The organism is Algoriphagus sp. AGSA1, assembly GCF_021390545.1.
Lineage (GTDB): Bacteria > Bacteroidota > Bacteroidia > Cytophagales > Cyclobacteriaceae > Algoriphagus.
This window is the reverse complement of the sequence record NZ_JAJUWR010000012.1, coordinates 154,284-177,931: the sequence shown is the minus strand read 5'-3', so window position 1 is coordinate 177,931 and position 23,648 is coordinate 154,284. Positions and strand designations below refer to the sequence as shown.

Below are 23,648 nucleotides of genomic sequence, written 5' to 3'. Positions count from 1 at the left end.
AACCATGAAGTTTGTTCTGTTTGTTTTTCTCACGGCATTGTTGGTTATGTTATTGAACCCATTCTTGGCTTTTTGGGCTGTGATGCTAGGTATTGCTATTCTTGCTGCGATTTCAAATATCAAAGGCACTGGAGCCTTTTTCGCCGGAGGACTTGGAATGGGGTTGATGTGGCTTGGACAAACTATTTATATCTCAACTGTATCAGGAAGTTCCCTACCCGATAAAATTGGGGGATTGATGGGAGTGGGTAATGAATTCATTTTGTTTGCATTTACTGGCGTGTTAGGGTTCTTCCTTGGGGCTTTCAGCGCATTATGTGGCAGTTCGTTCCGAAAACTTCTCAGGAGAAAACCGGATAATATTTACAGACAATAGGCTGAGATAAATAGAAAATAGTTAAAGTCCGTTATTCTTAATCAAAAACACTCTTTTTGTTTTTCCTATTCAATGCAATGAGTACCTTTGTTACTCACTATGGAAGTGGATTTTTATGCTTGAATCCTTAATTACTTCAAAGACAAGGTTGAGGTTACTTGTGAAGTTCTTCGTTAATTCCCAAACACAAAGCCATTTGAGAGGATTGGCTGATGAGTTTGGTGAATCCACCAATGCCATCCGCAAGGAACTGAACAATTTGACACAAGCAGGATTCTTGGTGAAAGAGTCAGATAAAAACAAAATCGCTTACAAGGCCAACGTAAAACATCCTTTTTTTTTCAATATCCAGGATATTGTACGTAAGTACCTGGGATTGGATAAGTTACTTGAGCAGATATTGGGTCGTATGGGCGAGGTTAGCCAAGTAATTTTGGTCGGAGATCTGTCCAAGGGTATCGATTCGGGCAAGATCGACGTAGTGGTAACCGGAGATGATCTCAATGAAGACTATATTTTAAATCTATCAAACAAGATAGAAGAAATGATAGACCGAAAAGTGGTACTGACATTGCTAGCTGAGAGGATGATGTCCAAAGGGTTGGTTTTGTTTGATAAGGAAGTAGGCGCTTAAGTAGCTTTTGGTGAGATTTTGACGGTTTGACTAGGCACGGATGTGACTGAAAGGGCGAAGCTGTGTGAAAACAGTTGAGAATAGAATAAAAATAAGAAATTAGCAGATAGTTAACAGATATAATAAGAATTGAATACGAAAATAATTGAATTGAAAACTTGGGGCGGCTATTCTATGAATTGCTTTTTACTGGTGTTTTTTTTATTGCTAGCCTTTGCCGCTCAAAGTCAGAGTCTCTCCGATATACAAAACCTAAAAGTCGATGATTTATCTGATGCCCAGATAGAGCAGTTGATCAAGCGGGCAGAGTCTAATGGTTTGACTACCAGTCAGTTGACCGCATTGGCACGGGAAAGAGGAATGCCAGCGATGGAAGCAGTAAAATTGAGCAAGAGAATCTCTGAATTGCAAATGAAAGTAAATTCATCCAAGCAGATTCAAGAAGGAGGACGGGGTAGAACAGTCACTGGATTTGAGGAGGTAGATATGTTTGATTCTATTCGTAGATCTGATCCTTATTATGATCTGACTGTGAAGCAGAAGAAGATTTTTGGTTATAAGCTGTTTCACAACCGGGAACTCAATTTCAACCCTAGTCTAAATATCCCCACCCCTCAATCTTATGTGATCGGATCTGGGGATCAGTTGTTGTTGGATGTATATGGTGCTTCTCAGCAGTCGTATGATCTCAATGTCACACCTGAAGGAAGGGTTTTCATTCCTAATGTAGGGCCAGTTCAGGTTGGAGGATCCACTATTGGAGCTGCTACTTCAAGGATCCAAACAGCTCTGGGAAGGATATATTCGGGGCTGACTGGTTCCAATCCCAATACATTTATCCAGCTAAGACTTGGAAATATCCGATCGATTAAAGTTTCGATGGTAGGGGAGCTAACCAAACCTGGAACATACACATTGCCCTCATTTGCGACAGTGTTTAACGGTCTATATGCAGCAGGCGGACCCAACGAAAATGGTGCTTTCAGGAAAATCCAGGTATATAGGGACAGTAGATTGGTAGCTACAGTGGACATATATGAATTTCTATCCAAAGGAGATCAAAGGTCGAATATTACACTTCAGGACAATGATGTAGTCATAGTGCCTCCTGTAGAAACCCGAGTTGAAATCATCGGCCCAGTCCGTAGAGAAGGGCTTTTTGAGGTAAAGCCGAATGAATCTCTTGGAGACCTATACGTATATACAGGAGGATTTACCAGCTTGGCTTACAAAGACAGGGTGACGATCCGTAGAATTGAAGATAACCAGCGAAAAGTAGTAGATGTGCCATCTAGTGAGTTTTCCTCGTTCACTCTGCTGGATGGAGACGAAATACTTATAGGTGAGGCTCTAGAGAGGTTTTCAAACCGAGTTCAAGTGGAAGGGGCTGTAAACCGTCCAGGTGAATATTCTTTAGAGGATAAAGGATTAACTGTCAAAACACTTCTTGAGAAAGCTGAGGGGCTTAAACCAGAGGCGTTTGCTACTAGAGCTACCTTGTACAGAACCAGTGCTGATTTGACTTTGGCAGCTGAGCCACTTGATCTGAAAGGTATCTTAGAAGGCACTAGACAGGATGTACCTTTAAAAAACGAGGATCTTTTATTCGTTCCCAGTAGGTATGATGTGAAGGAGGAATACTATGTAAAGATTTCCGGAGAGATCAATTATCCGGGTACTTATCCCTTCGCTTCAGAAATGACTGTAGGAGACCTGATTATTCGATCGGGAGGTTTATTGGAGTCGGCTACTAATTCTTCCATAGAGATAGCACGAAGGGTCAGGGATTCGAGTACGGGTAGGATAGCAGAGATTAAGACTTTGACAATCGATCCAAATTTGGAGCTGACTGATGAGGAAAGAAACCAGCAACTACAGCCTTTTGACCATGTTTTTATCAGAAGAAGTCCTGGCTTTGAAAGAGAGCAAATCGTGACTATCCAAGGAGAAGTCACCTATCCAGGAGAGTTTGCCATAGCCTCGGCCAATGAGCGGATATCCGATGTGGTAAAGAGAGCGGGTGGAATGACACAGTTTGCATATCCTAAGGGGGCTAGTTTGATACGGCGCACAATATATTTCCAGGATCTAACTGATGAAGAAAAGCGCATTAATGAACTGAAAGAGATCAGAGATAATCTGGATCCGGATTTTAAGAGGAAGAATAATGAGGCAGAGGAAACTCTTTTTGATAGGGTTGACAAGAAGATAGCCGATTATGATATTGAGTTGCAAATAAAAAAACAAGAAGCTGCAGTGCAGAAATTGTCAGATAGTTCTCTTGCCCTTGATTCGATTAGGTTAGATTCTGCCTTAAATGCCGTCCGCATGAAAAAACAAGATTATGTAGGGATTGATTTAGTGAAAATAATGGGAAATCCAGGAGGAGAAGATGATCTCATCCTAATGGAGGGGGATATTATACGAATACCAAAGGAACTTCAGACGGTTAGAATGGTGGGAGAGGTCTTATTGCCTACGACTACCAGGTATTATAACAATCGTGGTTTGAAACATTATATTTCTAAGGCAGGTGGATTTACTGAAAATGCCAGAAAATCCAAAACCTATGTGGTTTACGCAAATGGAGATGCAAAAAGTACCCGTAATTTGCTAGGTCTTAAATTTTATCCTAGACTGGAACCGGGAGCGGAAATAGTTGTACCTGTTAAGCCAGAGCGTGAAAGATTAAGTGCTGCCGGCTGGATAGGCTTAGCGTCTAGTCTAGCCACATTGGGGATTTTGATAGAAAGATTGCTACCGTAGCAGAGAGTAAAATCAAAAGGGTATAAACTACTTATTACCAGTATTATATGGTGACAGGATTATATTGTTTTAATAAATATGGCTTCATAATTACTAGAGTCTGAAGGTCAGCATTTAGGATCCAAAGCTCTTGGGTTTTGCAGAAATATTTATGGAAAATATGTGGATTGTTGCTGTACAAGCATCTAGGACAAAAAGCATCTATAGACACTTAGCCATAAGGTTCACATTATGGGATTCTATTAAAAGGAATTGCATTCAGATAACTTGATGGACATCTTTATGATAATTCAGCTAGTGGCATGGTAATAGTTGGGGCAGGAGGTCATGGTAAGGAAGTTCTGTTTTTGTTGATCAATGCAGGATACGATTCTTCATCTATATGCTTTTTTGATGAGGATACATCGATTGAAACAGTTGTCTTGAAGAGGAAGAGTTTTACCGTGTATTCGTCTATAGAAAAAATTAAATCTCGATTAGAAAGCGATTCTGGCTTCTGCTTAGGAATTGGGAATCCTATTTTGAGAAGTAAGTTTTTTGACCTTTTTATAGCTTTAGGTGGAACCCCTTATTGGTTGAACTTTTCAAGTGTTTCCAATAAGGAAGAAATACATGGGGATTTGATGCCATTGACGTTTGTTGGGCCTGAAGTAAATCTTGGAAAAGGAGTTTTAATCAACACAGGAGCTCAACTTCATCATGATAGCCACGTGGGGGAATTCTCAGAGATTGGTCCAAAGGCAATTTTACTCGGAGGTTCTAAAGTTGGAGCATTTTGTAGATTGGGAGCTGGGGCGGTTATATTGCCAGGGGTGGAATTGGGAGATGGGGTTGTGGTTGGTGCGGCAGCTGCTGTGACCCGGGATTATTTGAATGCAACAACAATAGTAGGAATACCTGCTAGACGCATTTGATTTCAATACTTGTGTTTTTATATAATTTTCAATGAGCTTATTTGGCCATCTAAAACATTAATTATAATTAATTTTTTAGGAATAATATTCAAAACCTTATGACTAGTATAGACTATTACTATCAATAGTAAACATGGGAATAATTAAGAACTTGGTGAAAAAGTATTTGGTTTATTTCAGTTACTTTTATTCTCACCTTAGATATAGAGTTTTTATAGCTTTGGCCTTAAGCCTTTCAGTTGGGCTCCTTGATGGTTTTGGTTTGGCTATGTTTTTACCATTACTCCAAATGGTAGATGGAGGTACCTCTGCTACATCAGAAGATTTGGGAGGACTGAGTTTTTTAGTTGAATCCCTTGATTTTTTAGGAATTGACTTGAGTCTAACGAATGTTTTATTGGTTATTTCTGTATTTTTTGTAACGAAAGGGATCGCTAAGTTTTGTGAGTCATACTATAACGTACTCGTACAGCAATATTTCATTAAAAAATTACGATATGACAATATTGATATTTTAGGAAAATATAGCTATAAGAAATTTGTGATGGCTGATTCGGGTCGAATTCAGAATACCTTAAGTGGAGAGGTAGGGAGGGTGTCAAGTGCTTATTTAAGTTATTTTGCAGCCATGCAATTTGGAGTCTTGGTTTTTGTTTATGTGATATTGGCATTTTTAACGAATCCACAATTCGCTGTTTTGGTCGCTTTTGGCGGTTTTTTATCCAATTTCCTTTATAATAAGATTTATAAAAAAACGAAAGCTACTTCAAGCAAAATAACCAAGGGGGGACATGTTTTCCAAGGCCTTTTGATTGAAAAAGTAGCTTTCTTTAAATACCTGAGAGCAACAGGTTTAATGACCGAATATGGCCTAAAAATAAAAAAAGCAATTGATTATATTGAGAATAGCAATAAAAAAATAGGGCTTTATAATTCAATACTTGTGGCGACAAGAGAACCCATGGTCATTCTTATTGTAATGTCCGTAATTTTTGTGCAAGTCAACTTTTTTTCTGAAAAAATAGGAGTAATAGTCTTGAGTCTACTCTTTTTCTATAGGTCACTCAATGCCCTGGTTCAAATGCAAAATCACTGGAACAGATTTCTGAATAATTCAGGGTCTCTAGTAAATATGACCGAGTTTATGGAAGTATTAAGAATTGAACAGGAAGATGATGGTGAACTAATGATCAATGGATTTAAAGATACTATTCAATTAGAAGATGTGAGTTTTAGTTACCGTGATACTGAATTGATCTTAAGGAATTTGCACTTGACAATTAACAAGAATAAAACTTATGCATTTGTTGGTGAAAGTGGCAGCGGCAAAACTACTTTGGTAAATTTAATTGTTGGAATGCTACCGGCTAATATTGGTAAGGTATTGGTTGATGATGTACCTTATGAGCAAATTAATAAACTGAATTTTTCAAAACACATTGGATACATTACGCAAGATCCTGTTATTTTTTCTGATAGTATTTTTAACAATGTGACGAGATGGGCTTTGCCCACTTCAGAAAACAAAGCGAAATTTTGGAAGGCACTAGAAAAAGCAGCTATTGTAGAGTTTGTAGAAAGTTTACCCGAAAGGGAAAATTCATTTTTAGGAAGCAACGGTGTAATGGTCAGTGGTGGACAAAAACAAAGAATTTCAATTGCCCGAGAACTTTTTAAGGACGTTGATATTTTGATTATGGATGAAGCAACATCTGCATTAGACTCTGAAACAGAAAGAGTAATACAGGGAAACATTGAAAAGTTAAAAGGGGAATATACAATCCTAATAGTTGCTCATAGATTATCCACAATTAAGAGTGCAGATGAAGTTATATTATTGAATAATGGGATGATATCAGGTAGAGGGACTTATCATGAATTGATGAATCATTCCCAATCTTTCAAAAAAATGGTTGCTTTACAAGAAGTTTAATAAAAGATGTTTACTGACAAATCAATTTTAATTACCGGCGGAACGGGATCCTTGGGCAAAGCACTTACCCAATACATCTTGGAGAACTATCCACAAGTAAAACGTTTAGTGATTTTTTCAAGGGATGAGCAAAAACAATATCAAATGTCTTTGGACTATCCTCCTGATCAATTTCCTATGATTAGGTTTTTTATAGGTGATGTTAGAGACAAAGATAGGCTGATTAGGGCTATGAAGGGTATAGACTTTGTCATTCATGCGGCAGCTATGAAGCATGTCCCCATAGCAGAGTACAATCCTGATGAATGTATCAAAACAAATGTTTACGGAGCTCAGAATGTGATAGACGCTTGTTTCGTGACTGGAGTAGAGCGGGTAGTGGCTTTATCCACCGATAAGGCATGCGCTCCAATTAATCTGTATGGTGCAACCAAGTTGACTTCTGATAAGCTGTTTATTGCGGCGAACAATATTAAAGGAGAAAATCCAATAAGATTCTCTGTTGTTAGATATGGTAATGTAATGGGATCTAATGGCTCCGTAATTCCTTTTTTCCTTTCCAGAAAAGAAAGTGGGGTTTTGCCGATAACAGACCCTCAAATGACCCGATTCAATATATCCTTGCAGGGAGGGGTAGAAATGGTGATTCATGCGTTACAGCATGCTTGGGGCGGAGAATTGTTTGTTCCTAAAATCCCTTCCTATAGAATTATGGATGTGGCTGAAGCAATTGGTCCAGAATGTGAAAAACCATATGTAGGAATCAGACCAGGGGAGAAGATACATGAAGAAATGATCACTTCCTCTGATTCATATTTTACCTACGATCTAGGAAAGTATTACACTATACTTCCTGCAACTCATAAATGGAAGTTGGATGACTTTATCAATGAATTTGGAGCAGTAAAAGTAAAGGAAGGGTTTCAATACAATTCAGGAGAAAACACAGAATGGGAAACAGTGGACAGCATGCGAAAACTTATTCAAGAACACGTAGATTCTTCATTTCATATTTAAGATGATGCCAATCCCATACGGTCGCCAGTCTATTACGGATGAAGATATTGAAGCTGTAATACAGACGCTTAAATCTGACTACCTTACCCAAGGGCCAAAAATCAAGGAATTTGAAGAAGCATTTGCAGCGTACATAGGATCGGAATATGCTGTGGCTGTAAGCAACGGCACAGCAGCTTTACATCTGAACTGCATTGCGCTGGGTGTGAAGCCCGGTGTTAAAGTTATTACCACACCGATTACCTTTGCTGCATCAGCTAATTGCGTCCGCTACTGTGGCGGAGAAGTTGTTTTTGCGGATATTGACCCCGATACATATCTGCTAGATATTTCAAAAGTCCGCGAACTGTTAGAAAAAAGCCCGAAAGGAACTTACAGTGGAATTATTCCTGTGGATTTTGCAGGAAGGGCGGTGGATTTGGAAGCTTTCCGAAAACTTGCCGATGAATATGGATTATGGATTATCGAGGATGCTTGTCATGCACCAGGTGGTTATTTTGTGGATAGTAGTAAAAATCAACAGTCCTGTGGGAATGGCAACTTTGCTGATTTAGCTATCTTTTCTTTTCATCCTGTAAAGCACATTGCTGCAGGTGAGGGCGGAATGACCACTACAAATTCCAAGGTCTTATATGAAAAATTGGTGATGCTCAGAACCCACGGAATTATCAAAGATGATTTGAAATATCAGAATTCAGTCTCATTTGCTACAGGGGTGAATACTGGTAGTGCGCAAGAGGAACAGGAACAGGTGGACTATCCTGGATGGTATATGGAAATGCAGGAATTGGGCTATAACTATCGTCTTACGGATATCCAAGCTGCTTTGGGATTAAGTCAGCTGGGTAGAGCTGAGAAAGGTTTGGTAAGAAGAAAGGATATAGCTGAAGTCTATAGAGATGCTTTTTCTGGACAAGACTTTGTTTTATCTCAGTCAGGTGTTGTGGTAGGGCATGCCTATCATCTATATGTTTTGGAAGTTAAGGATCGAGTAGGGCTTTACAATTTTTTGAGAGGTAAATCAATTTATGCACAGATCCATTATATCCCCACACATTTAATGCCTTACTACCGGGAGTTGGGCTGGAAGGAAGGAGATATGCCCATTGCCGAGGAATATTACAACAATTGTATAAGTCTGCCTATGTATCCTACGTTAAGCTATGATGAGCAGAGGTTTGTGATAGATACAATACTGTTGTACTATTCTGAGAAGAATTGTTCCTGATATCCTTAGCCAAAATTTGAAATTTTAATTTAGAATTAGTGTCTGAATCAACTTTGGAGAAAAGGCTTTGCATTATTCCTGCCAGGGGAGGAAGTAAGCGAATTCCGAGAAAGAATATTAAGGACTTTTTGGGAAAACCAATTATTGCATACTCTATAGAAGCTGCACTTAACTCAGGGCTTTTTGATGAGGTGATGGTATCTACCGATGATGAAGAGATTGCAGATGTGGCTAAAAAGTATGGTGCCACAGTGCCGTTTTTGAGATCCTGCCAGACTTCAGATGATTACTCAACCCTTGCAGATGTGGTGGATGAGGTGCTTGATCGGTATGCATTACCTTCAGAGTACTTATATGGTTGCTGTATTTTGCCTACTGCTCCTTTAATCCAGCAAAAAAAACTTATTGAAGGGTTTAATAAATTGATTTCAGGTCCTTTCGATTCTGTTCGGCCTATAGTGGAATATCCTTATCCTATTCAACGGGCTTTACTGTTGGATAAGCATGGATTTATTACGTGGCAGAATGAAGGCTATGCCCTTACAAGATCTCAGGATTTAGTGCCTACTTTTTATGATGCGGGCCAATTTTATTGGTTTAAACTTGCTTATCGGCTGAGATCAGTGAAAAAGGGCGCTGTTGTAATATCACCACAAGAAGCTCAGGATATAGATAATATGGATGATTGGAAGATTGCCGAGCTTAAATATCAAATGATTTTTGAATGAAGACAGTTTTAATAGTTGGGGCAGGTTTTGGCCAACTACCAGCAATAAAAATAGCAAAAGAAATGGGGCTAAAGGTGGTCGCAGTAGACCAGCGAGCTGACGCTCCTGGAATGCCGATTGCTGATTACGCGTATACCGTAGATACGACCGATTTTGAGGGTGTTTTAACCATTGCGAAAAAACACCAAATAGATGGATTGCTGACCCTGCAAAGTGATTCCCCTGTTCCGACAATTGGTTATGTAAATGATACATTGGGATTAGCTGGGGTTTCATTAGAGACTGCTTTAGATTGCAGCAACAAAATCAGGATGAGAAAAAGGTTAGAGAAATACCAATGTAATCAGCCAAGGTTTTCAGTTATTAAAGATTTACAGCAAGCACTTGAAGCCAGTAAACTAATTGGCTTTCCATTGATAGTTAAAGCTCCCGACAGCTCTGGGAGTAGAGGCGTGGTGAAAGTGAATAACTCTGAAGGGCTTTCAGAGGCAATTGATGAAGCGTTTCTGCATACCAAAGGAGAGGAACTGCTGGTGGAAGAGTATATTAAAGGGTTAGAGCTTGGTGCCCAGACTTTTTCTGAGAATGGTATTTGTAAACTTGTGCTTTTGCATAATGATATAATTTCGCCTCCTCCATTTATGATTCCTGTAGGTCATTCTTTTCCATTCATACAAATGGATGAATCGGAGGTAGAAGGTATTAAAGAGGATATCGCAAAAGCTATTGAGGCATTAGGTATATCGTCAGGACCAAGTAATGTAGATCTCATACTAGATGAAAGAACTGGTAAAATGAAGGTGATTGAAATTGGCGCTCGAATAGGGGCTACCTGTCTGCCGGAGCTTGTTTACTATCACACAGGACTAAATTGGGTCAAAGAAACAATTAAGTCGGCTTTGGGTCAGCCTCTTTCTCTGGATATTGTTAAGAATCAACCGGTTGCTGCCTTTATTGTTTCTTCTGAAGTGGATGGGGTAATTAAGGCTATAGACTTTCCTAAAGAAGAGAACCTTAAGGCATGTTTAGAGGTGGAGCTCACTGTGGCAAAAGGCGATAAAGTAAGTAAACTTCGAAAGGGAACTGATAGAATTGGAAAAGTTATATGCCTAGGGGAATCTGTATCTGAGGCCGAAGAAAATGCAAGAGAAATCTTAGATCAAATTAAATTTTCTGTAATTGAATAATAGGATACTCTTCGTTTTGAACGGAAACAAAGAGATTGGATATGGTCATGTAGCAAGGGGGATTTTGCTAGCTAATTACGCTGTCTCCCAACGTGGCGATAGCATTACATTTATGACTAAATCCACTAATAGCTTTATCCCAGAACTACAAATTATTGGGGAAGTTATTAAAGTGGAAGATTTTTATTCAGAAAGTATTCAGCAAGCGGGTTTAGATCTTTGTGATTTTCAAATTGTTTTGATCGACTTAATAGAAGAAGAGTTTAACCAATTGAGCTGGATTAAAAGTTTACGTGATAAGTTGCTCATTGTATCATTTACTTTGTTTTTTTTTGAAATGAACAAAAGGTATGAGCACTTAACTTTTTTTCCTTCTGTACTGCCAGTGGGCCACTTAGAAAAGGGAGGGATTCAAGTCTTTTCAGGTCCGGCATATTTTACTTTTCGTGAAGAATTTCTTGGATTGGATAAAGAAGTGAAGAAAGAGGCAACACGTTTATTGATAACGATGGGAGGTACTGATCCACTAAACATCACTTATTTATGTTTAAAGGCTGTGGTTAACCTTGACTATTTTATTGAAGTTGTTTTATCTCCTATCAATTCTTACTACGAAGAAATAAAGGAATTAATCAAGGATAAAAGTAATATTCATTTACACAACAAGGTATCATCAATGGCGAAGCTGATGTTAAATAGCGACGTAGTTCTTTTAAATGGGGGACTTACTAGATATGAAACCTGTATGGCTCAAACTCCTTTTATCGCTATAGCTATCCATGAAACTCAGTTTAAAATAACTGAAGAACTTACTCATGCGGAAGTGGGGATGAATCTGGGTATTGTTCATGAGTTGAGTGAAATGCAAATCCAACAAGCAGTAATTGAATTAATGGAAAACTACCATTATAGACTACAGATGTCCAGACGGATGAGAAAGCTATTTGACGGAAAAGGTGTCGAGCGAATTTTTGAATTGATTTATAAGAATCTGTAGGATGAGACCTAAAAAAATGACCAAATGGTCACGGTTTAAAATTAAAATTTTGAACTTATTCATTGTCGATGGACCCGATGGTGATAGATCAAGGGGGAAATTGTTGGAGCCTTATTTGAGAGCTTGTGGGAAGAATTTTAAATTAGGCAGTCAAGCATTTATCTTTAATCCCAAGGGTTTGGTTGTTGGAGATAATGTCTATATAGGTTTTAATTCTTACTTAGGGCAAGGAGAAATTGAATTAGAGGACGAGGTATTAATAGGGAATTTTGTGTCTATTACTGCTTCAAATCATTTGATGAAGGGAAATAGTTTTAGGTTTGGCGGCTACAAGGGGGAGAAAATAAGGATTGGTTACGGTACATGGATAGGAGCACTTTCTTCAATTACAGCTGGTGTTTCTATTGGAAAGTCCTGTTTAGTTGCTGCTGGATCAGTAGTAACGAACAGTTTTGAAGATGGGCAAGTTATTGGAGGAGTGCCCGCAAAAGTGATAGGGAACATGTATGATTACAAAAAAAAATATGAGTAGTAAAGGCACATTTATAATTGCTGAAATGTCTGCCAATCATGGTAATGACTATGAAATAGCCGTTAGAACCATTGAAGAAATGGCGAAGTGTGGAGCTAATGCGGTCAAAGTACAAACATACACAGCTGATTCATTAACCTTAAACGTTGATAATGAATATTTTGGTCCCAGAAAGCAGGGGTTATGGAAAGGCCAAAAGCCCTATGATGTGTTTAAAGAAGGGGCAATGCCTTACGAATGGCAGCCTAGATTAAAAATGGTAGCAGAGGATTTGGGGTTGGAGTTTTTTAGTTCGCCTTTTGATTTTGAAGCTGTTGATTTTCTGGAAAAAATGGGAGTAAGCAGGTATAAAATTGCCTCATTTGAGATTACCGATATCCCATTGATAGAATATACAGCTTCCAAAAAGAAACCTATGATAATTTCTACAGGAGTAGCGGAATTAGTGGATATTGAGCGTGCTGTTAATATATGTAGAAAAGTTGGGAATGAAGATATTACTCTTTTAAAATGCACTTCTGAGTATCCTGCTACAGCAGATCAAGCTAATTTATTGACAATTCCCAACCTCAGAGATACTTTCGGTGTTAAAGTTGGGGTGTCTGATCATAGCATGGGAAGCACAATACCGATAGTGGCAGTGTCTTTGGGAGCTTCAGTAGTTGAGAAGCATTTTATTTTAGACAGGACTTTAGGAGGCCCTGATTCTGGATTTTCCATGGAACCGCATGAATTTGCGGATATGGTAATAGCAATAAGAGAGGCTGAGGCATCTTTGGGTCAGATAACTTATCAAGTAAGTCCAGAATCTAAACTGAGAAGAAGATCCTTATTCTTGGCGCAGGATATAAAAAAGGGAGAATTATTTACAAAATCTCACATAAGGTCAGTCAGACCAGGCAACGGAATTTCACCTATATATTATAATCAAATTATTGGTAAAGAGGCTGTTGTTGATTTGTCAAAAGGTCAACCCATTAAATTTTCCTATTTCAAATAGATTTTAGTCCTGTTAGAAAAGGTGTATAAGATCACATTGGAATTTTTCATTGACTGTAGCTAACTCTTTTCGAGGATGTTTGAGAAGAAAATTGATTTATTCAATCTATTTATTACAGGTAAAAGTAGAAGGTTAAATCTGAATGAAATTCCTCATTTTCTATACACAGTATCAAAATTTATTTTTTTTGACATTCTTAAATTTTTTTCAAGAGAGAAAACTAAAGAGATTCCGGATTTCCGAAATAAAAAAATAGCATATGTAGATACAACTAATAATTATGAGGCATTAAAGTTTCTGAAGAACCATTATGATGTTCTATTTGTGACCTCTGCCAAATCTCCAGTGAATGATGAGCTGATAGGTATATTTGATTATTTGAAAGATTCAACAATTTTAGGAAAGTATCTATTTTTACTTTATTTATCAATAAATAATAAATATGGAATAAAAAGCTATTTGAGCATATTAAAGTATTATAATCGAGACGAGGATCATTATTGCTTTTTCAAAGATAATGCGCCCAGTGCTATTTTCATTTCAAATGATCATGAACCTAAATCACGAGGATTAATTCAAGCAGCACAATTATTGACAATTCCAATATTCTATTTTCAGCACGCAAGTGTTTCTAATCGATTTCCCCCTTTAAATTTTACTGCATCTTTTCTCTACGGTAAGTATAGTAACATGATCTATAAGACAAAATCATGTTCACGTGGGGATACTTACCTTGTAGGAAACCATAAATTCGACATATTTAAACATGAAATCAAAGAGAAAGCTAATGTTGGAGAGATTTCAATTGTAGGTATTGCGTATAATGAGCTAGATAACCTCGACAAGATCCGGTTTTTGGTTAGTTCACTTTCTATGGAACCAAATATTAAGAAAATCGTAGTTAGGCCACATCCTAGAGATAAACGAGAACTTTTCTCAAAGCAAACAGATATTATTGATAAAATAATAATCTCAAATAGTAATATTGAAAGTAGTATTAACTTTCTTTTAAAAGTTGATTTGCTAATAGCGGGAAATTCTTCGATTTTGTTAGAGGCAGCATTATCAAATGTAGTTCCAGTACAGTATTCTTTTGGGGAATATCAATCACATTTAAATGACTACTATGGTTTTATAAGTTATGGTGTAGCAAATTATATGAATAATTATAAGGAATTGATAGATTTTATTACAAAATATGATTTTTCAGCTGTTCATCCTAGAAGGAAAACAAAGTACTATGATGCTTCTGTTGAATCAGATTTTGATTATTCTGTAGAGAAGCAGATAGTTAGTATTCTTAAAAAAAACTATAGTATTAATTAGTGTCTTGCATGATATAATTTGATTGTGTTTTTATTAATAAGTCTTAATAATTGATGAATGAAGAAGTTTGAAAGTGAAGATAAAATAAGTGTAATTAACGTTTTGAGGGCTATCTATAGGTCTAAAATAACTTTAATAATCTCACTATCAATTTTTATTTCAATGGGATTAATATATTATATATTGAGTCCTAAGGAATATTCGTCGAGAGTAGTCCTTTTGCCCGAAGTTAATAGCTCAGGCTCCGGAATCAGTGGTCTTGCGAGCTTGGCAGGCATCAATATTGGAAGAATGGATGGGAAGGAACGCTCCTTGTCCTCTAATGTATATGAGCCTATAATCCGAAGTAGTCCATTCCTTGAAAAAATATTAAAAACAGAGTTTGAATTTCCTAACCTAGGGCAAAGTATGGCTCTGATAGATTATTTCCGTTTTCATAGTGAGCCATCTTTTGGTGATAAGGTTGAGAATTTAGTAAAATTTAGATGGTTTAAATCAAGTGAAGTCACAGATGTTCAATTAGTGGAACTCGATACCATGTCTTTGTCGGATACTTCCAATTCTCCGATTTTCACTAATTCTATCTTGAAAGTAGCAAGTAAGAAAATAGTCAAGGATTTTAGTGAGAGAATTTATTATTCAATAGATATGCAGAATGGCTTGATCACTATCTCCTTAGACCTTCAAGATCCTGATGTTGGGGCAGAAGTATTGCAAAAAATTGTATCGGACTTAATTTTCATTACTAGGAAATATCAAGGGCAGAAAGACAGTACTAGTATAGGCCAGCTAGATAAACAAATTGTTGAGAAAAGAGGGGAATACGAAAAAGCAATGAATTCTCTTGCAAAATTCCGGGATCAAAACTTCAATTTGATTAGGTCTGTGGACAAAATTGAGGAGCAGAGATTGGAAAATGAGATTTCTTTTGCATTCAATATTTATAATTCTCTCCTTCAGCAGAGAGAGCAAGTGAGCATCCAATCACAAAATATTCAAGACCCCATTGCCATTATTGAGCCAGTGCAGATCCCTACTAGTTATTACTCCCCGAATATACTCAAGATCATGGTTATCTGTATTTTCTTTGGGCTCTTGGTTGGAGTGAGTTTTGTTTTGATCAAAAAGTCTATTTTAGTTATAATTAATTGATTTTCAATTGATTAAAATGAGTCAAATTTATATAAGTACGCATTGAAGCAACCCGATTTTTCGGTAATTATCGTTACCTACAAGAGGCTTGAAGAATTAAAACTCGCGATAGATAGTGTTTTGAAGCAGTCACTTACCAATTACGAGTGTCTTGTTTTTAACGATTTTCCGGCAGATAATCCTAAAGTGGAGGAATTGCTCCAGAGAATTCATAATCCCCGGTTTCAATTTTTCCCTTCTGAAAAATCATGTGGAGCCAATCATTGGAGAAACCAAGGGGTACGATTTGCACAAGGTCGGTTTATTGCATTTTTGGATGATGATGATACTTGGTTTCCCAATAAACTGGAAGAACATCTAAAGGTTCATGATGAGCAGCAAGCCTTTTTGGTTTATTCAGATTATTATAAGTCCTGGCCTAGCTCAGATCGCCCGGATCTGTTTAAATCAAACGCCATTTTGAAAGGAGATATTTTCACCGCCATTTCTAGTGGGGCATTTTCCATTTCTACGACTAGTTCAGTTACTATCAAAAATGATATTTCCTGGGAGCTTTTCGATGAAAACTTAACGTCTTTTCAGGACTGGGATGCTTGGTTCAACTTGACGCAAACAAAGCCTGATGGGTTATTTTTTCGCATAGAGAAACCTTTACTTTATTTTATCCAGCATGATAATTCAAGGGTTTCAAAAAATCATGAAAAGAGAATAGCTGCATTGAATCAACTTCTTGAAAAGTATAAAAGTAAGGGCATAAATATTTCCGGGTTTTTTGTAAAAGAAAAATTGAACCTGCTGTTATTGAGTTTTGAGAATGAATCTCCAATGCAGAAAATGCTCAAACTGGGCTACTCATTGTTGAAAAACCCATCATTTTTCAACTATAAATATACCTACAAAAGGGTAGGGAGATTCCTATTCAAGGAGGGAAAGACATGAACACTTGGGGTATCAATAAATCAGAGATTGACTATAAGCTGCTGAATCGGATTTCAGTGATCATGCTTTTCCTATTTATTTATACTCCAAAGTTTTTATTCTTTCCGGTCAATCTTTCCTATGTAGTAATCGTTTTGGCATTTGGCTATCTATGCTATGGTACTAATTTGGGGAGGTTGTTGGTTATATTTCAGCACAAGACCTTTCTGACTTACCTGATCTTTTTTTTATCCTGCGTCCTCTATATACTTTTGATTCCCCTTATTGCGGATTCCGAATTTGATAAGACCTTTTTACTCACCTACATCAGATTACTATTGGATATTGTGCTAGTCCTTCCGGTTTTCGTATTGGTTTTTGGGTTTGACCTTGAGTATTGCACAGATGATTTTTTGGATTTATTAGTCAAAGTGGGTGTAGCACAGGCCATAATGGCCACGCTTATGTTTTTGGTTCCGGATCTGAAGGAAATGGTCTTTAATTTTTTCATAGAACTACCATCCGAAAAACTCGAAACTCAAGCTTATCGAGGCTTTGGAATATCCAATGATTATTATTTCTCTGCACCTTTGTTTCAGGGGCTTGTTTTTGTACTGAACTCAATTTTGTTCATCAAAACTTCCAAAAAGAAATACCTGCTTTATTACCCTTTTATTCTTATTTCATTGATCATTAATGCCCGGATTTCTATTCTGGTCATCCCCATATTTTTTGGGGTTATTTTCTTACTTAGTTTCTATTATGATGATCTAAAATGGCTTCAAAAGCTATCCGGATTATTTTTGATATTTATTGCGTTCCTTGGTTTTATAGGTGTTTATTTCTTGATGAATCCAGAGAAAATGGAATCACTGATTTGGATAGTGGAAGGAGTCATGGGAGGGATCGGTGCAATGTCAGGGAATTTGATGGAGTCCAAAACGCTCTCAATTATGTTTCGAGAGCATATTCACCTTCCTTCAAGATGGTCTCAAATATGGTTCGGAGAAGGAATGGTTGTTTTTGACAATCCACACTCATCGGTTAGGTCTGACTTAGGCTATATACGATATATTTATTTCGGGGGTATCGCTCTGTCGGTACTTGCCTACTTCACGTTGATCAATTTTTCACTAAATAGAATTGTGAATGTGAAAGATTCACTTTTTAAAGCAACGATTTTAACGCTACTTGTCACGTTTTTCGTGGTCCAAATGAAAGGAGATATTCTAAATTCATCGGCATTTCTCAAAGGTTACCTGCTATTATTAATTTTCTCCCTTTTTAACCATAGGACAAAAACATTTGATGCAGAATAAGATAGTTTCACTTTACTTTTCAAATAGGAACCATGGGAGTCTATTGGAAATAGTATTGAAAGCACTTGATAAAATGAATGCCCAAGTGCTTTTGTTTTTGGCAGATGGGCTTGAGCAGTATGTTTTTCCTAAAGAAAGGATCATTTTAGAACAGACTATTTGGAATACTCGCTTTACCCCACAAGGAGTTTTTGAAAAATTGAATGAATCGGATTTTGTAATTCTAGATCAGCTTTATTCCTTGAGGGAGCTCTATTCTTTTTCATCCCATAAAATAGGAAAGCCTACCTTATTGTTGGTTCACAATTGTAATACTTGGTTTCGTCCACGGATTCCGACAAGCCTAGTGCCTTTTGCCAAACATGTGATGACGCAAAAAGTCCGTAAGCAGATTAGTTATTTTGCCGTTGCAGGGGAAAATATGTTGGAATATTCCAAGAAGGAACTTAGGGTGAAAAACGTGGGCTTAATTCCTTTCCGCTACGATGATTTCAACCCTAAAACCGACCTTTCTGAAGAATTGTATTCTCATGGAAACAGGATTCGTTTGGTAGTTCCCGGAATGATTTCAGATAGGAGGAATTATTTGGAATTACTGGAGGTCGTAGCTACCGAGGCTCTCAAAGAGAAAGTTGAACTCGTGTTATTGGGCAAGCCAGATGGGACTTATGGTCAAAAGATCTTGATCGAGGCAGAGGCCCTACAATCCCAAGGATATATGATCCGGTATTGGAAGGGATTTATTCCTCAAGAAGAATTTGAAAAAGAAATTCGTGAGGCACATTTGTTGTTTTCATATTTCCATCCAGAGTACATAACCAATAATGGACAATTGGAGACCTATGGCGTTTCCAAAGAAACAGGTATTGTCCTGTTGATGTATAATAAAGCAAAAGTCGGAATCCTACCAGCTTCCTTTCGACAAATGAAAACCATTCAAAATCAGACACTGACTTTTGAGGATTTTATGGATTTGAAATCCCTTTTGTTGAAGGTTTATACTGGTGAGATTGACTTGCAGGTTTTGACACAAAATGCTATTCAAAATGCAAGGGCTATGAAGCTTCAATTGATCATTGATCAGATATCTATGGCTTTTTCGCATCAAATCAAAAATTCATGATTCAAGGATTAGTTTCGGTAATCATTCCCACCCACGGGAGACCAAAGTTTTTAGTAAAATCAATTGAAAGCGTTTTAAATCAAAATTATCCATCCATCGAATTGATCGTAGTGGATGATAATGGGAAGGACGATGCGGTTCAATTGGAAACTGCAAAGGTGATATCCACTTTTCAGGAAAAGGCATCAATTGAGTATATTATACATGAAGAAAATTGTGGAGGGGGAGTGGCGAGAAACACCGGAGCGAAAGCTGCAAAAGGAGAGTTTTTGACATTTTTGGATGATGATGATGAATATGAGCCGGCTCGAGTGGCTAGGCAAGTGGAGTTTCTCCAGCAAAAAGCAAGAGAAGATCAGACCATCAAATCCAGCTCTTGCTTGGTGATCAGGCGGAAATATGGGGAGGAAATTGACCGCCAGGAACCCAAGAAAAAGGAGAATTACATGGTGGAATTATTAGCTTTGGATGTCAGCTTCTACACCTCAACACTCTTGATATACACAGATGTGTTCTTAGGCATGGGTGGTTTTGATGAGAGGTTTCGAAGAAATCAGGATGTAGAATTTATGGTCCGTTATTTCAGAGAATATAATGGAGCGATGCTGAATGAATATTTGACTGTGTTGAATATAGAGGACAGATCCCATATCCCATCCAATCAAAAGATCGTGGAAACGAAGGAGATGTTTTTGAGTAAGTTTGAACCGATTATTTCTGAGCTTAGTGCCGAACAACAAAAGTTAATTTATAAAAACAATGCCCTCGAAATTGCAAAAGTAGCTTTGTGGAATAAAAACTTGTCGGGCTTTTTTAAGGGAGCTTTTAAAGCCAAATTAAGTTTGGTTGAATGGATAGGTTTTTTGACAGATGTCGGGAAAAAAGCATTGATGCACCTTAAATAGACACGCTATGAATTTTTTATTATCAAAGAGTGGAAAAAGGAACTGGGGATACCTGGCTTGTTTCTTATTATTAATCTTTTTACCTATAAGTAGCTTTGGACAAAAAGGCAACTTGGCTCCTAATCCTGGGTTTGAGCAAGGAAGTAAAAACTGGGTCATTCGTACAGCAACCCTCGATGAAAGCATCAAGCATGGAGGGAAAGCAAGCCTCAAATATTCAAATTCTGACCCTGACAATTATAAAGTAATAGTAACCCATGTGCCTGTGAAGGGTGGTGAATTATTGGAGTTTTCTGCATGGGTAAAAGGAAAGAATATCATGCCTGCAAAATTTGGCGATAAAGGGGCTGGAATTTATTTACATGCCTATGATGGAGCTGAAAAATCCCTAGGTGGATCCAATCCGCCTACACCTTCAGGTACCTTTGATTGGACTCAGGTTCAAGGTCTTTTCAAGGTCCCACCAAAGGCCAGAAAAATAGCAATAAGCCTGTATATAGTCAGAGGAAATACAGGGACCGCTTGGTTTGATGATGTATTGGTTCGACCCTATTCTGGTGAATTGGATATAATTAGTAAAAAAAAGAAAATTGACAAAGGATCGTATATAGATGAGGAAGGGTTTACTATCAAGGATGGGCAGAGGATATTTCCATTTGGTATTTATCTTGGAAAAGCCCAAAAACAGGGCCTTTGGGACAATCAGGAACATCACTTTAATCAAATTAAATCAGCAGGGTTTAACACGGTATTGTCCTATTTGCACGGAGATAGAAAAGATGGGCGGGCCTATTTGAAACTGCTTGAAAATGTAGGTTTGAATTCTATTTATAGCTTGTCCAACATGTATGACGGCAATGAAAGTTTTTACCCAAAATCCGGACAAATAGCCTCACAACGAATTGGTGAGTTGGTGCAAGAATTACAATCGAGCCCAGCTTTACTGGCTTGGTACACCGGTGACGAGATCTCTCTTAGCCACGTGATAGAAGCTCGAAAAACATATGATATAATTCAAGAGAAAGACGGGAAACATTTGGTTTATCAAGTAGCGAATAAAAAGGAGATGGTTCCTTATTTGAAAGGAATTTCGGACGTGATGGGAATGGATCCTTACCCCATAGGGAAGAAAAATACTTCGCCTAACCTTGGGCTGGTAGGAGAAAGAACAAACTATACGGTGCAGCAGGCCGGAGGGGACCAGGGAGTTTGGGGAGTGGTTCAGATTTTCAATAAAGGGTACTTCCAAAAGTATCAGCCGGAAGATTATAAAAGTCCCTCAGATTCTGAAATTAGAAATATGCTTTTCCAAACTGTCATCAATGGTGCCAGGGGAGTGATGTTTTATGCCTATCATCTTTTATGGTTTGACACAGCATCTGGTAAGGTAAATTTTGGGGAGGAAGTCTACCAAAAGCAATGGGGCAAAATTTCCAAAATATCAAGAGAATTCGAAGCCATAATTCCAGTTATTCTTGCAAATCAAGTTTATGAAATCCCGGGTTTGATAAAGGATGAAGGGATTAACTGCAAAGCTTGGAAATATGAAGGAGAGGTTTATTTGATGGCAGTAAATCTTTCAGAAAAGAAAGGTACCCTCAGCTACCCAGATGGGAAAGTGCTGGAGTTGGAAAGCGGCGGAAGTTTATATTTGAAACTTTGAGTTTACTTCCAGATAATTTCATTAGGGAGTTTTTTTACATAAAATTTGTCTGAAAAGACGGTAAATACTGAGATAGTTAAATTGAGAAAAAAACCAGAGAGAGTGCACCCTCAAAGTGAAGTAGGTATGAAGTTTTCGTGTTTGATGTCTTGCTATTTTAAAGATGATCCAGAGGAACTAAAGACTTGTTTTGAAAGCCTCATCCATCAAAAAAGAAAGGCAGATGAGCTGATTCTTGTCAAAGACGGGCCTCTTACTGAGGAACTTGACCTGGTCATAGAAAGCTACAAAGATGAATTAGCTATTGAAGCTATTCAATTACCAGATAATAAAGGTCTTGGATTTGCTTTGAATTTGGGAGTCAAATCCTGTAAGTATGAATTGATTGCCCGAATTGATGCTGATGATATTTGTATTCCACAAAGGTTCGAAAAGCAAATTTCCCTATTTGAGTCCCACCCAAAACTCGATGTCGTGGGGAGTTGGATCAGTGAATTCGAGTCAGATCCTCTGGAGATTTATGCTTATCGGGAGCTACCAGTTCAGCATGAGGAGATTTTGGAATATGCCAAAAGGCGGAATCCTATGAACCATATGACCGTAGTTTTTAGAAAAAGTGCTGTGTTAGATTCGGGGAATTATGACCCAGTTTTTAAGTTTGCACAGGATTATATTCTTTGGGCGAATATGTTGATGAAAGGATATATTTTTCAAAATATTCCCGAGTATCTGGTTAATGCACGGGCCGGAATAAAAATGTTGGAAAGAAGAGGAGGAAGTGGGTATTTTGGGTATGAAATCAAGCTTCAAAAGCAGTTTTTAAAGTTGGGCTTAATCAATAGGTATGAAATGCTTTCCAACCTACTGGTTAGGGGTTTTGTGAGATTGATTCCCAACAAATTAAGAGGTGTTATTTATCAAAATATACTAAGGAAAAAATGATCAGTGTCATAGGTGGATCTGGATTTATTGGATCTCGACTTTGTAAACGATTGAACAAAAACGGGTTTGATTTTCAGATTGTTGATAAAAAGGTAGGTGGTTCTTTCCCTGAAAAAACCCAAACCGCCGATGTTAGAGATTACGAATCACTTGTGAATGCAGTAAATGGGGAAACCATCATCAATTTGGCTGCAGAACATCGGGATGATGTGAGTCCCAAAAGCTTGTATGATGAGGTAAATATAGATGGGGCTAGAAGGATTTGTGAATTGGCTGAGGCCAAAGGGATCTCCAAAATTATATTTACCAGTTCCGTGGCTGTTTATGGCTTTGCACCTTTGGGAACAGATGAGCAAGGTGAAATCAATTATTTCAATGATTACGGAAGGACCAAGTTTGAGGCGGAAAAGGTTTTTTGTAAATGGCAGGAAGCAGACCCTGAAAATAGAAGTTTGGTAGTTTTAAGGCCTACTGTAGTATTTGGAGAACAAAACCGGGGGAATGTTTACAACCTTTTGAAACAAATTGCTTCAGGTAAATTTATCATGATAGGAAATGGAAAAAATGTCAAGTCCATGGCCTATGTCGAGAATATTGCTGCATTTCTGGAATTTAGTCTAGGTTTTGGTCCAGGGGTTCATGTTTATAATTATATAGACAAGCCGGATTTTGACATGAATACTCTGGTGCTAAAAGTGAACAAGGCCTTGGGAAAAAAGGAAAGGATAGGCTTAAAGATCCCTTATTTTGTAGGATACACAATGGGTAAATTTTTAGACTTAGTCGCCGCAACTACCGGCCGAAAACTACCTATTAGTTCAATTAGAATTAAGAAATTTTGTTCAAATACCATGTTTAATACTAAGGTTTCAGAAACAGGATTTAACCCTCCGGTTAATATTTATGAAGCATTGGAAAGTACTATCAGACATGAATTTTTGGAATCTCCGGATGAGGAGGTTTATTACACTGAATAGCGAAGTATAAA

The 23,648-nt window shown here is 37.6% G+C and carries 21 protein-coding genes; all 21 read left to right on the top strand.

What is annotated here, in order from left to right:
• The first annotated feature begins 4 nt into the window (after positions 1 to 4).
• The 21 genes from LZF95_RS11570 to LZF95_RS11470 all read left to right on the top strand — a co-directional run bounded on the left by LZF95_RS11570 (position 5) and on the right by LZF95_RS11470 (position 23,637).
• The gene (locus LZF95_RS11570) at positions 5 to 376 is read left to right on the top strand and encodes a hypothetical protein (protein WP_233755156.1); all 372 of its coding nucleotides are present in this window, start codon (positions 5 to 7) and stop codon (positions 374 to 376) included.
• Positions 377 to 536: 160 nt separating this feature from the next.
• On the top strand, positions 537 to 1,010 hold the full coding sequence (locus LZF95_RS11565) for an ArsR family transcriptional regulator (protein ID WP_368670774.1): 474 nt from the start codon (positions 537 to 539) through the stop codon (positions 1,008 to 1,010).
• Between the two features lie 174 nt (positions 1,011 to 1,184).
• Positions 1,185 to 3,776: an SLBB domain-containing protein gene (locus LZF95_RS11560; protein WP_233755154.1), complete on the top strand. Its 2,592-nt coding sequence runs from the start codon at positions 1,185 to 1,187 to the stop codon at positions 3,774 to 3,776.
• A 302-nt stretch (positions 3,777 to 4,078) separates the two neighbouring features.
• Positions 4,079 to 4,690: a DapH/DapD/GlmU-related protein gene (locus tag LZF95_RS11555; protein ID WP_262912238.1), complete on the top strand. Its 612-nt coding sequence runs from the start codon at positions 4,079 to 4,081 to the stop codon at positions 4,688 to 4,690.
• Between the two features lie 133 nt (positions 4,691 to 4,823).
• Positions 4,824 to 6,623 (top strand): ABC transporter ATP-binding protein, encoded by a 1,800-nt coding sequence (locus LZF95_RS11550; protein ID WP_233755152.1) that lies wholly within the window; start codon positions 4,824 to 4,826, stop codon positions 6,621 to 6,623.
• A 6-nt stretch (positions 6,624 to 6,629) separates the two neighbouring features.
• The gene (gene pseB, locus LZF95_RS11545) at positions 6,630 to 7,640 is read left to right on the top strand and encodes a UDP-N-acetylglucosamine 4,6-dehydratase (inverting) (RefSeq protein WP_233755151.1); all 1,011 of its coding nucleotides are present in this window, start codon (positions 6,630 to 6,632) and stop codon (positions 7,638 to 7,640) included.
• 1 nt (position 7,641) lies between these two features.
• Complete coding sequence (pseC, locus tag LZF95_RS11540; RefSeq protein ID WP_233755150.1) at positions 7,642 to 8,868, top strand: UDP-4-amino-4,6-dideoxy-N-acetyl-beta-L-altrosamine transaminase; 1,227 nt, start codon at positions 7,642 to 7,644, stop codon at positions 8,866 to 8,868.
• A 38-nt stretch (positions 8,869 to 8,906) separates the two neighbouring features.
• Positions 8,907 to 9,596, top strand: coding sequence for a pseudaminic acid cytidylyltransferase (gene pseF / locus LZF95_RS11535; RefSeq protein WP_233755149.1), 690 nt, complete (start codon positions 8,907 to 8,909; stop codon positions 9,594 to 9,596).
• The gene (locus LZF95_RS11530; RefSeq protein ID WP_233755148.1) at positions 9,593 to 10,783 is read left to right on the top strand and encodes an ATP-grasp domain-containing protein; all 1,191 of its coding nucleotides are present in this window, start codon (positions 9,593 to 9,595) and stop codon (positions 10,781 to 10,783) included. Before pseF ends, LZF95_RS11530 begins: the two co-directional genes overlap by 4 nt.
• Positions 10,784 to 10,799: 16 nt before the next feature.
• A complete protein-coding gene (locus tag LZF95_RS11525) occupies positions 10,800 to 11,780 on the top strand; it encodes a hypothetical protein (RefSeq protein WP_233755147.1) in 981 nt (326 codons plus the stop codon).
• A 1-nt stretch (position 11,781) separates the two neighbouring features.
• Positions 11,782 to 12,312, top strand: a complete 531-nt coding sequence (locus LZF95_RS11520) for a DapH/DapD/GlmU-related protein (RefSeq protein WP_233755146.1) — start codon at positions 11,782 to 11,784, stop codon at positions 12,310 to 12,312.
• Positions 12,287 to 13,312, top strand: coding sequence for a pseudaminic acid synthase (gene pseI, locus LZF95_RS11515; protein ID WP_233755145.1), 1,026 nt, complete (start codon positions 12,287 to 12,289; stop codon positions 13,310 to 13,312). The genes LZF95_RS11520 and pseI overlap by 26 nt, the downstream gene beginning before the upstream one ends.
• Before the next feature lie 75 nt (positions 13,313 to 13,387).
• Positions 13,388 to 14,638: a hypothetical protein gene (locus tag LZF95_RS11510; RefSeq protein ID WP_233755144.1), complete on the top strand. Its 1,251-nt coding sequence runs from the start codon at positions 13,388 to 13,390 to the stop codon at positions 14,636 to 14,638.
• Positions 14,639 to 14,695: 57 nt separating this feature from the next.
• Entirely contained in the window at positions 14,696 to 15,790 is a 1,095-nt protein-coding gene (locus LZF95_RS11505; RefSeq protein ID WP_233755143.1) for a Wzz/FepE/Etk N-terminal domain-containing protein, read from the top strand.
• Between the two features lie 42 nt (positions 15,791 to 15,832).
• A complete protein-coding gene (locus LZF95_RS11500) occupies positions 15,833 to 16,729 on the top strand; it encodes a glycosyltransferase family 2 protein (protein ID WP_233755142.1) in 897 nt (298 codons plus the stop codon).
• Positions 16,726 to 18,027, top strand: coding sequence for a hypothetical protein (locus tag LZF95_RS11495; protein WP_233755141.1), 1,302 nt, complete (start codon positions 16,726 to 16,728; stop codon positions 18,025 to 18,027). Before LZF95_RS11500 ends, LZF95_RS11495 begins: the two co-directional genes overlap by 4 nt.
• Positions 18,017 to 19,150, top strand: a complete 1,134-nt coding sequence (locus LZF95_RS11490; protein ID WP_233755140.1) for a hypothetical protein — start codon at positions 18,017 to 18,019, stop codon at positions 19,148 to 19,150. Before LZF95_RS11495 ends, LZF95_RS11490 begins: the two co-directional genes overlap by 11 nt.
• Positions 19,147 to 20,055 carry a glycosyltransferase family 2 protein gene (locus tag LZF95_RS11485; protein ID WP_233755139.1) on the top strand — a complete coding sequence of 303 codons (909 nt, stop codon included), beginning with the start codon at positions 19,147 to 19,149 and terminating at the stop codon, positions 20,053 to 20,055. Before LZF95_RS11490 ends, LZF95_RS11485 begins: the two co-directional genes overlap by 4 nt.
• Before the next feature lie 7 nt (positions 20,056 to 20,062).
• Complete coding sequence (locus tag LZF95_RS11480) at positions 20,063 to 21,718, top strand: hypothetical protein (RefSeq protein WP_233755138.1); 1,656 nt, start codon at positions 20,063 to 20,065, stop codon at positions 21,716 to 21,718.
• A gap of 126 nt (positions 21,719 to 21,844) precedes the next feature.
• On the top strand, positions 21,845 to 22,660 hold the full coding sequence (locus LZF95_RS11475; RefSeq protein ID WP_233755137.1) for a glycosyltransferase: 816 nt from the start codon (positions 21,845 to 21,847) through the stop codon (positions 22,658 to 22,660).
• Positions 22,657 to 23,637, top strand: a complete 981-nt coding sequence (locus LZF95_RS11470) for an NAD(P)-dependent oxidoreductase (RefSeq protein ID WP_233755136.1) — start codon at positions 22,657 to 22,659, stop codon at positions 23,635 to 23,637. The genes LZF95_RS11475 and LZF95_RS11470 overlap by 4 nt, the downstream gene beginning before the upstream one ends.
• Positions 23,638 to 23,648 lie beyond the last annotated feature (11 nt).

What these genes read in the sequence shown, in the direction of transcription:
- LZF95_RS11555 (WP_262912238.1), top strand. Translation starts at nt 4,079, where the DNA reads ATGGTAATAGTTGGGGCAGGAGGTCATGGTAAGGAAGTTCTGTTTTTG.
- pseB (WP_233755151.1), top strand. Translation starts at nt 6,630, where the DNA reads ATGTTTACTGACAAATCAATTTTAATTACCGGCGGAACGGGATCCTTG.
- LZF95_RS11470 (WP_233755136.1), top strand. Translation starts at nt 22,657, where the DNA reads ATGATCAGTGTCATAGGTGGATCTGGATTTATTGGATCTCGACTTTGT.
- LZF95_RS11480 (WP_233755138.1), top strand. Translation starts at nt 20,063, where the DNA reads ATGAATTTTTTATTATCAAAGAGTGGAAAAAGGAACTGGGGATACCTG.
- LZF95_RS11570 (WP_233755156.1), top strand. Translation starts at nt 5, where the DNA reads ATGAAGTTTGTTCTGTTTGTTTTTCTCACGGCATTGTTGGTTATGTTA.
- LZF95_RS11495 (WP_233755141.1), top strand. Translation starts at nt 16,726, where the DNA reads ATGAACACTTGGGGTATCAATAAATCAGAGATTGACTATAAGCTGCTG.
- LZF95_RS11475 (WP_233755137.1), top strand. Translation starts at nt 21,845, where the DNA reads ATGAAGTTTTCGTGTTTGATGTCTTGCTATTTTAAAGATGATCCAGAG.
- pseC (WP_233755150.1), top strand. Translation starts at nt 7,642, where the DNA reads ATGATGCCAATCCCATACGGTCGCCAGTCTATTACGGATGAAGATATT.
- LZF95_RS11505 (WP_233755143.1), top strand. Translation starts at nt 14,696, where the DNA reads ATGAAGAAGTTTGAAAGTGAAGATAAAATAAGTGTAATTAACGTTTTG.
- LZF95_RS11490 (WP_233755140.1), top strand. Translation starts at nt 18,017, where the DNA reads ATGCAGAATAAGATAGTTTCACTTTACTTTTCAAATAGGAACCATGGG.
- LZF95_RS11510 (WP_233755144.1), top strand. Translation starts at nt 13,388, where the DNA reads ATGTTTGAGAAGAAAATTGATTTATTCAATCTATTTATTACAGGTAAA.
- pseI (WP_233755145.1), top strand. Translation starts at nt 12,287, where the DNA reads ATGATTACAAAAAAAAATATGAGTAGTAAAGGCACATTTATAATTGCT.
- LZF95_RS11550 (WP_233755152.1), top strand. Translation starts at nt 4,824, where the DNA reads ATGGGAATAATTAAGAACTTGGTGAAAAAGTATTTGGTTTATTTCAGT.
- LZF95_RS11520 (WP_233755146.1), top strand. Translation starts at nt 11,782, where the DNA reads ATGAGACCTAAAAAAATGACCAAATGGTCACGGTTTAAAATTAAAATT.
- LZF95_RS11485 (WP_233755139.1), top strand. Translation starts at nt 19,147, where the DNA reads ATGATTCAAGGATTAGTTTCGGTAATCATTCCCACCCACGGGAGACCA.
- LZF95_RS11530 (WP_233755148.1), top strand. Translation starts at nt 9,593, where the DNA reads ATGAAGACAGTTTTAATAGTTGGGGCAGGTTTTGGCCAACTACCAGCA.
- LZF95_RS11560 (WP_233755154.1), top strand. Translation starts at nt 1,185, where the DNA reads ATGAATTGCTTTTTACTGGTGTTTTTTTTATTGCTAGCCTTTGCCGCT.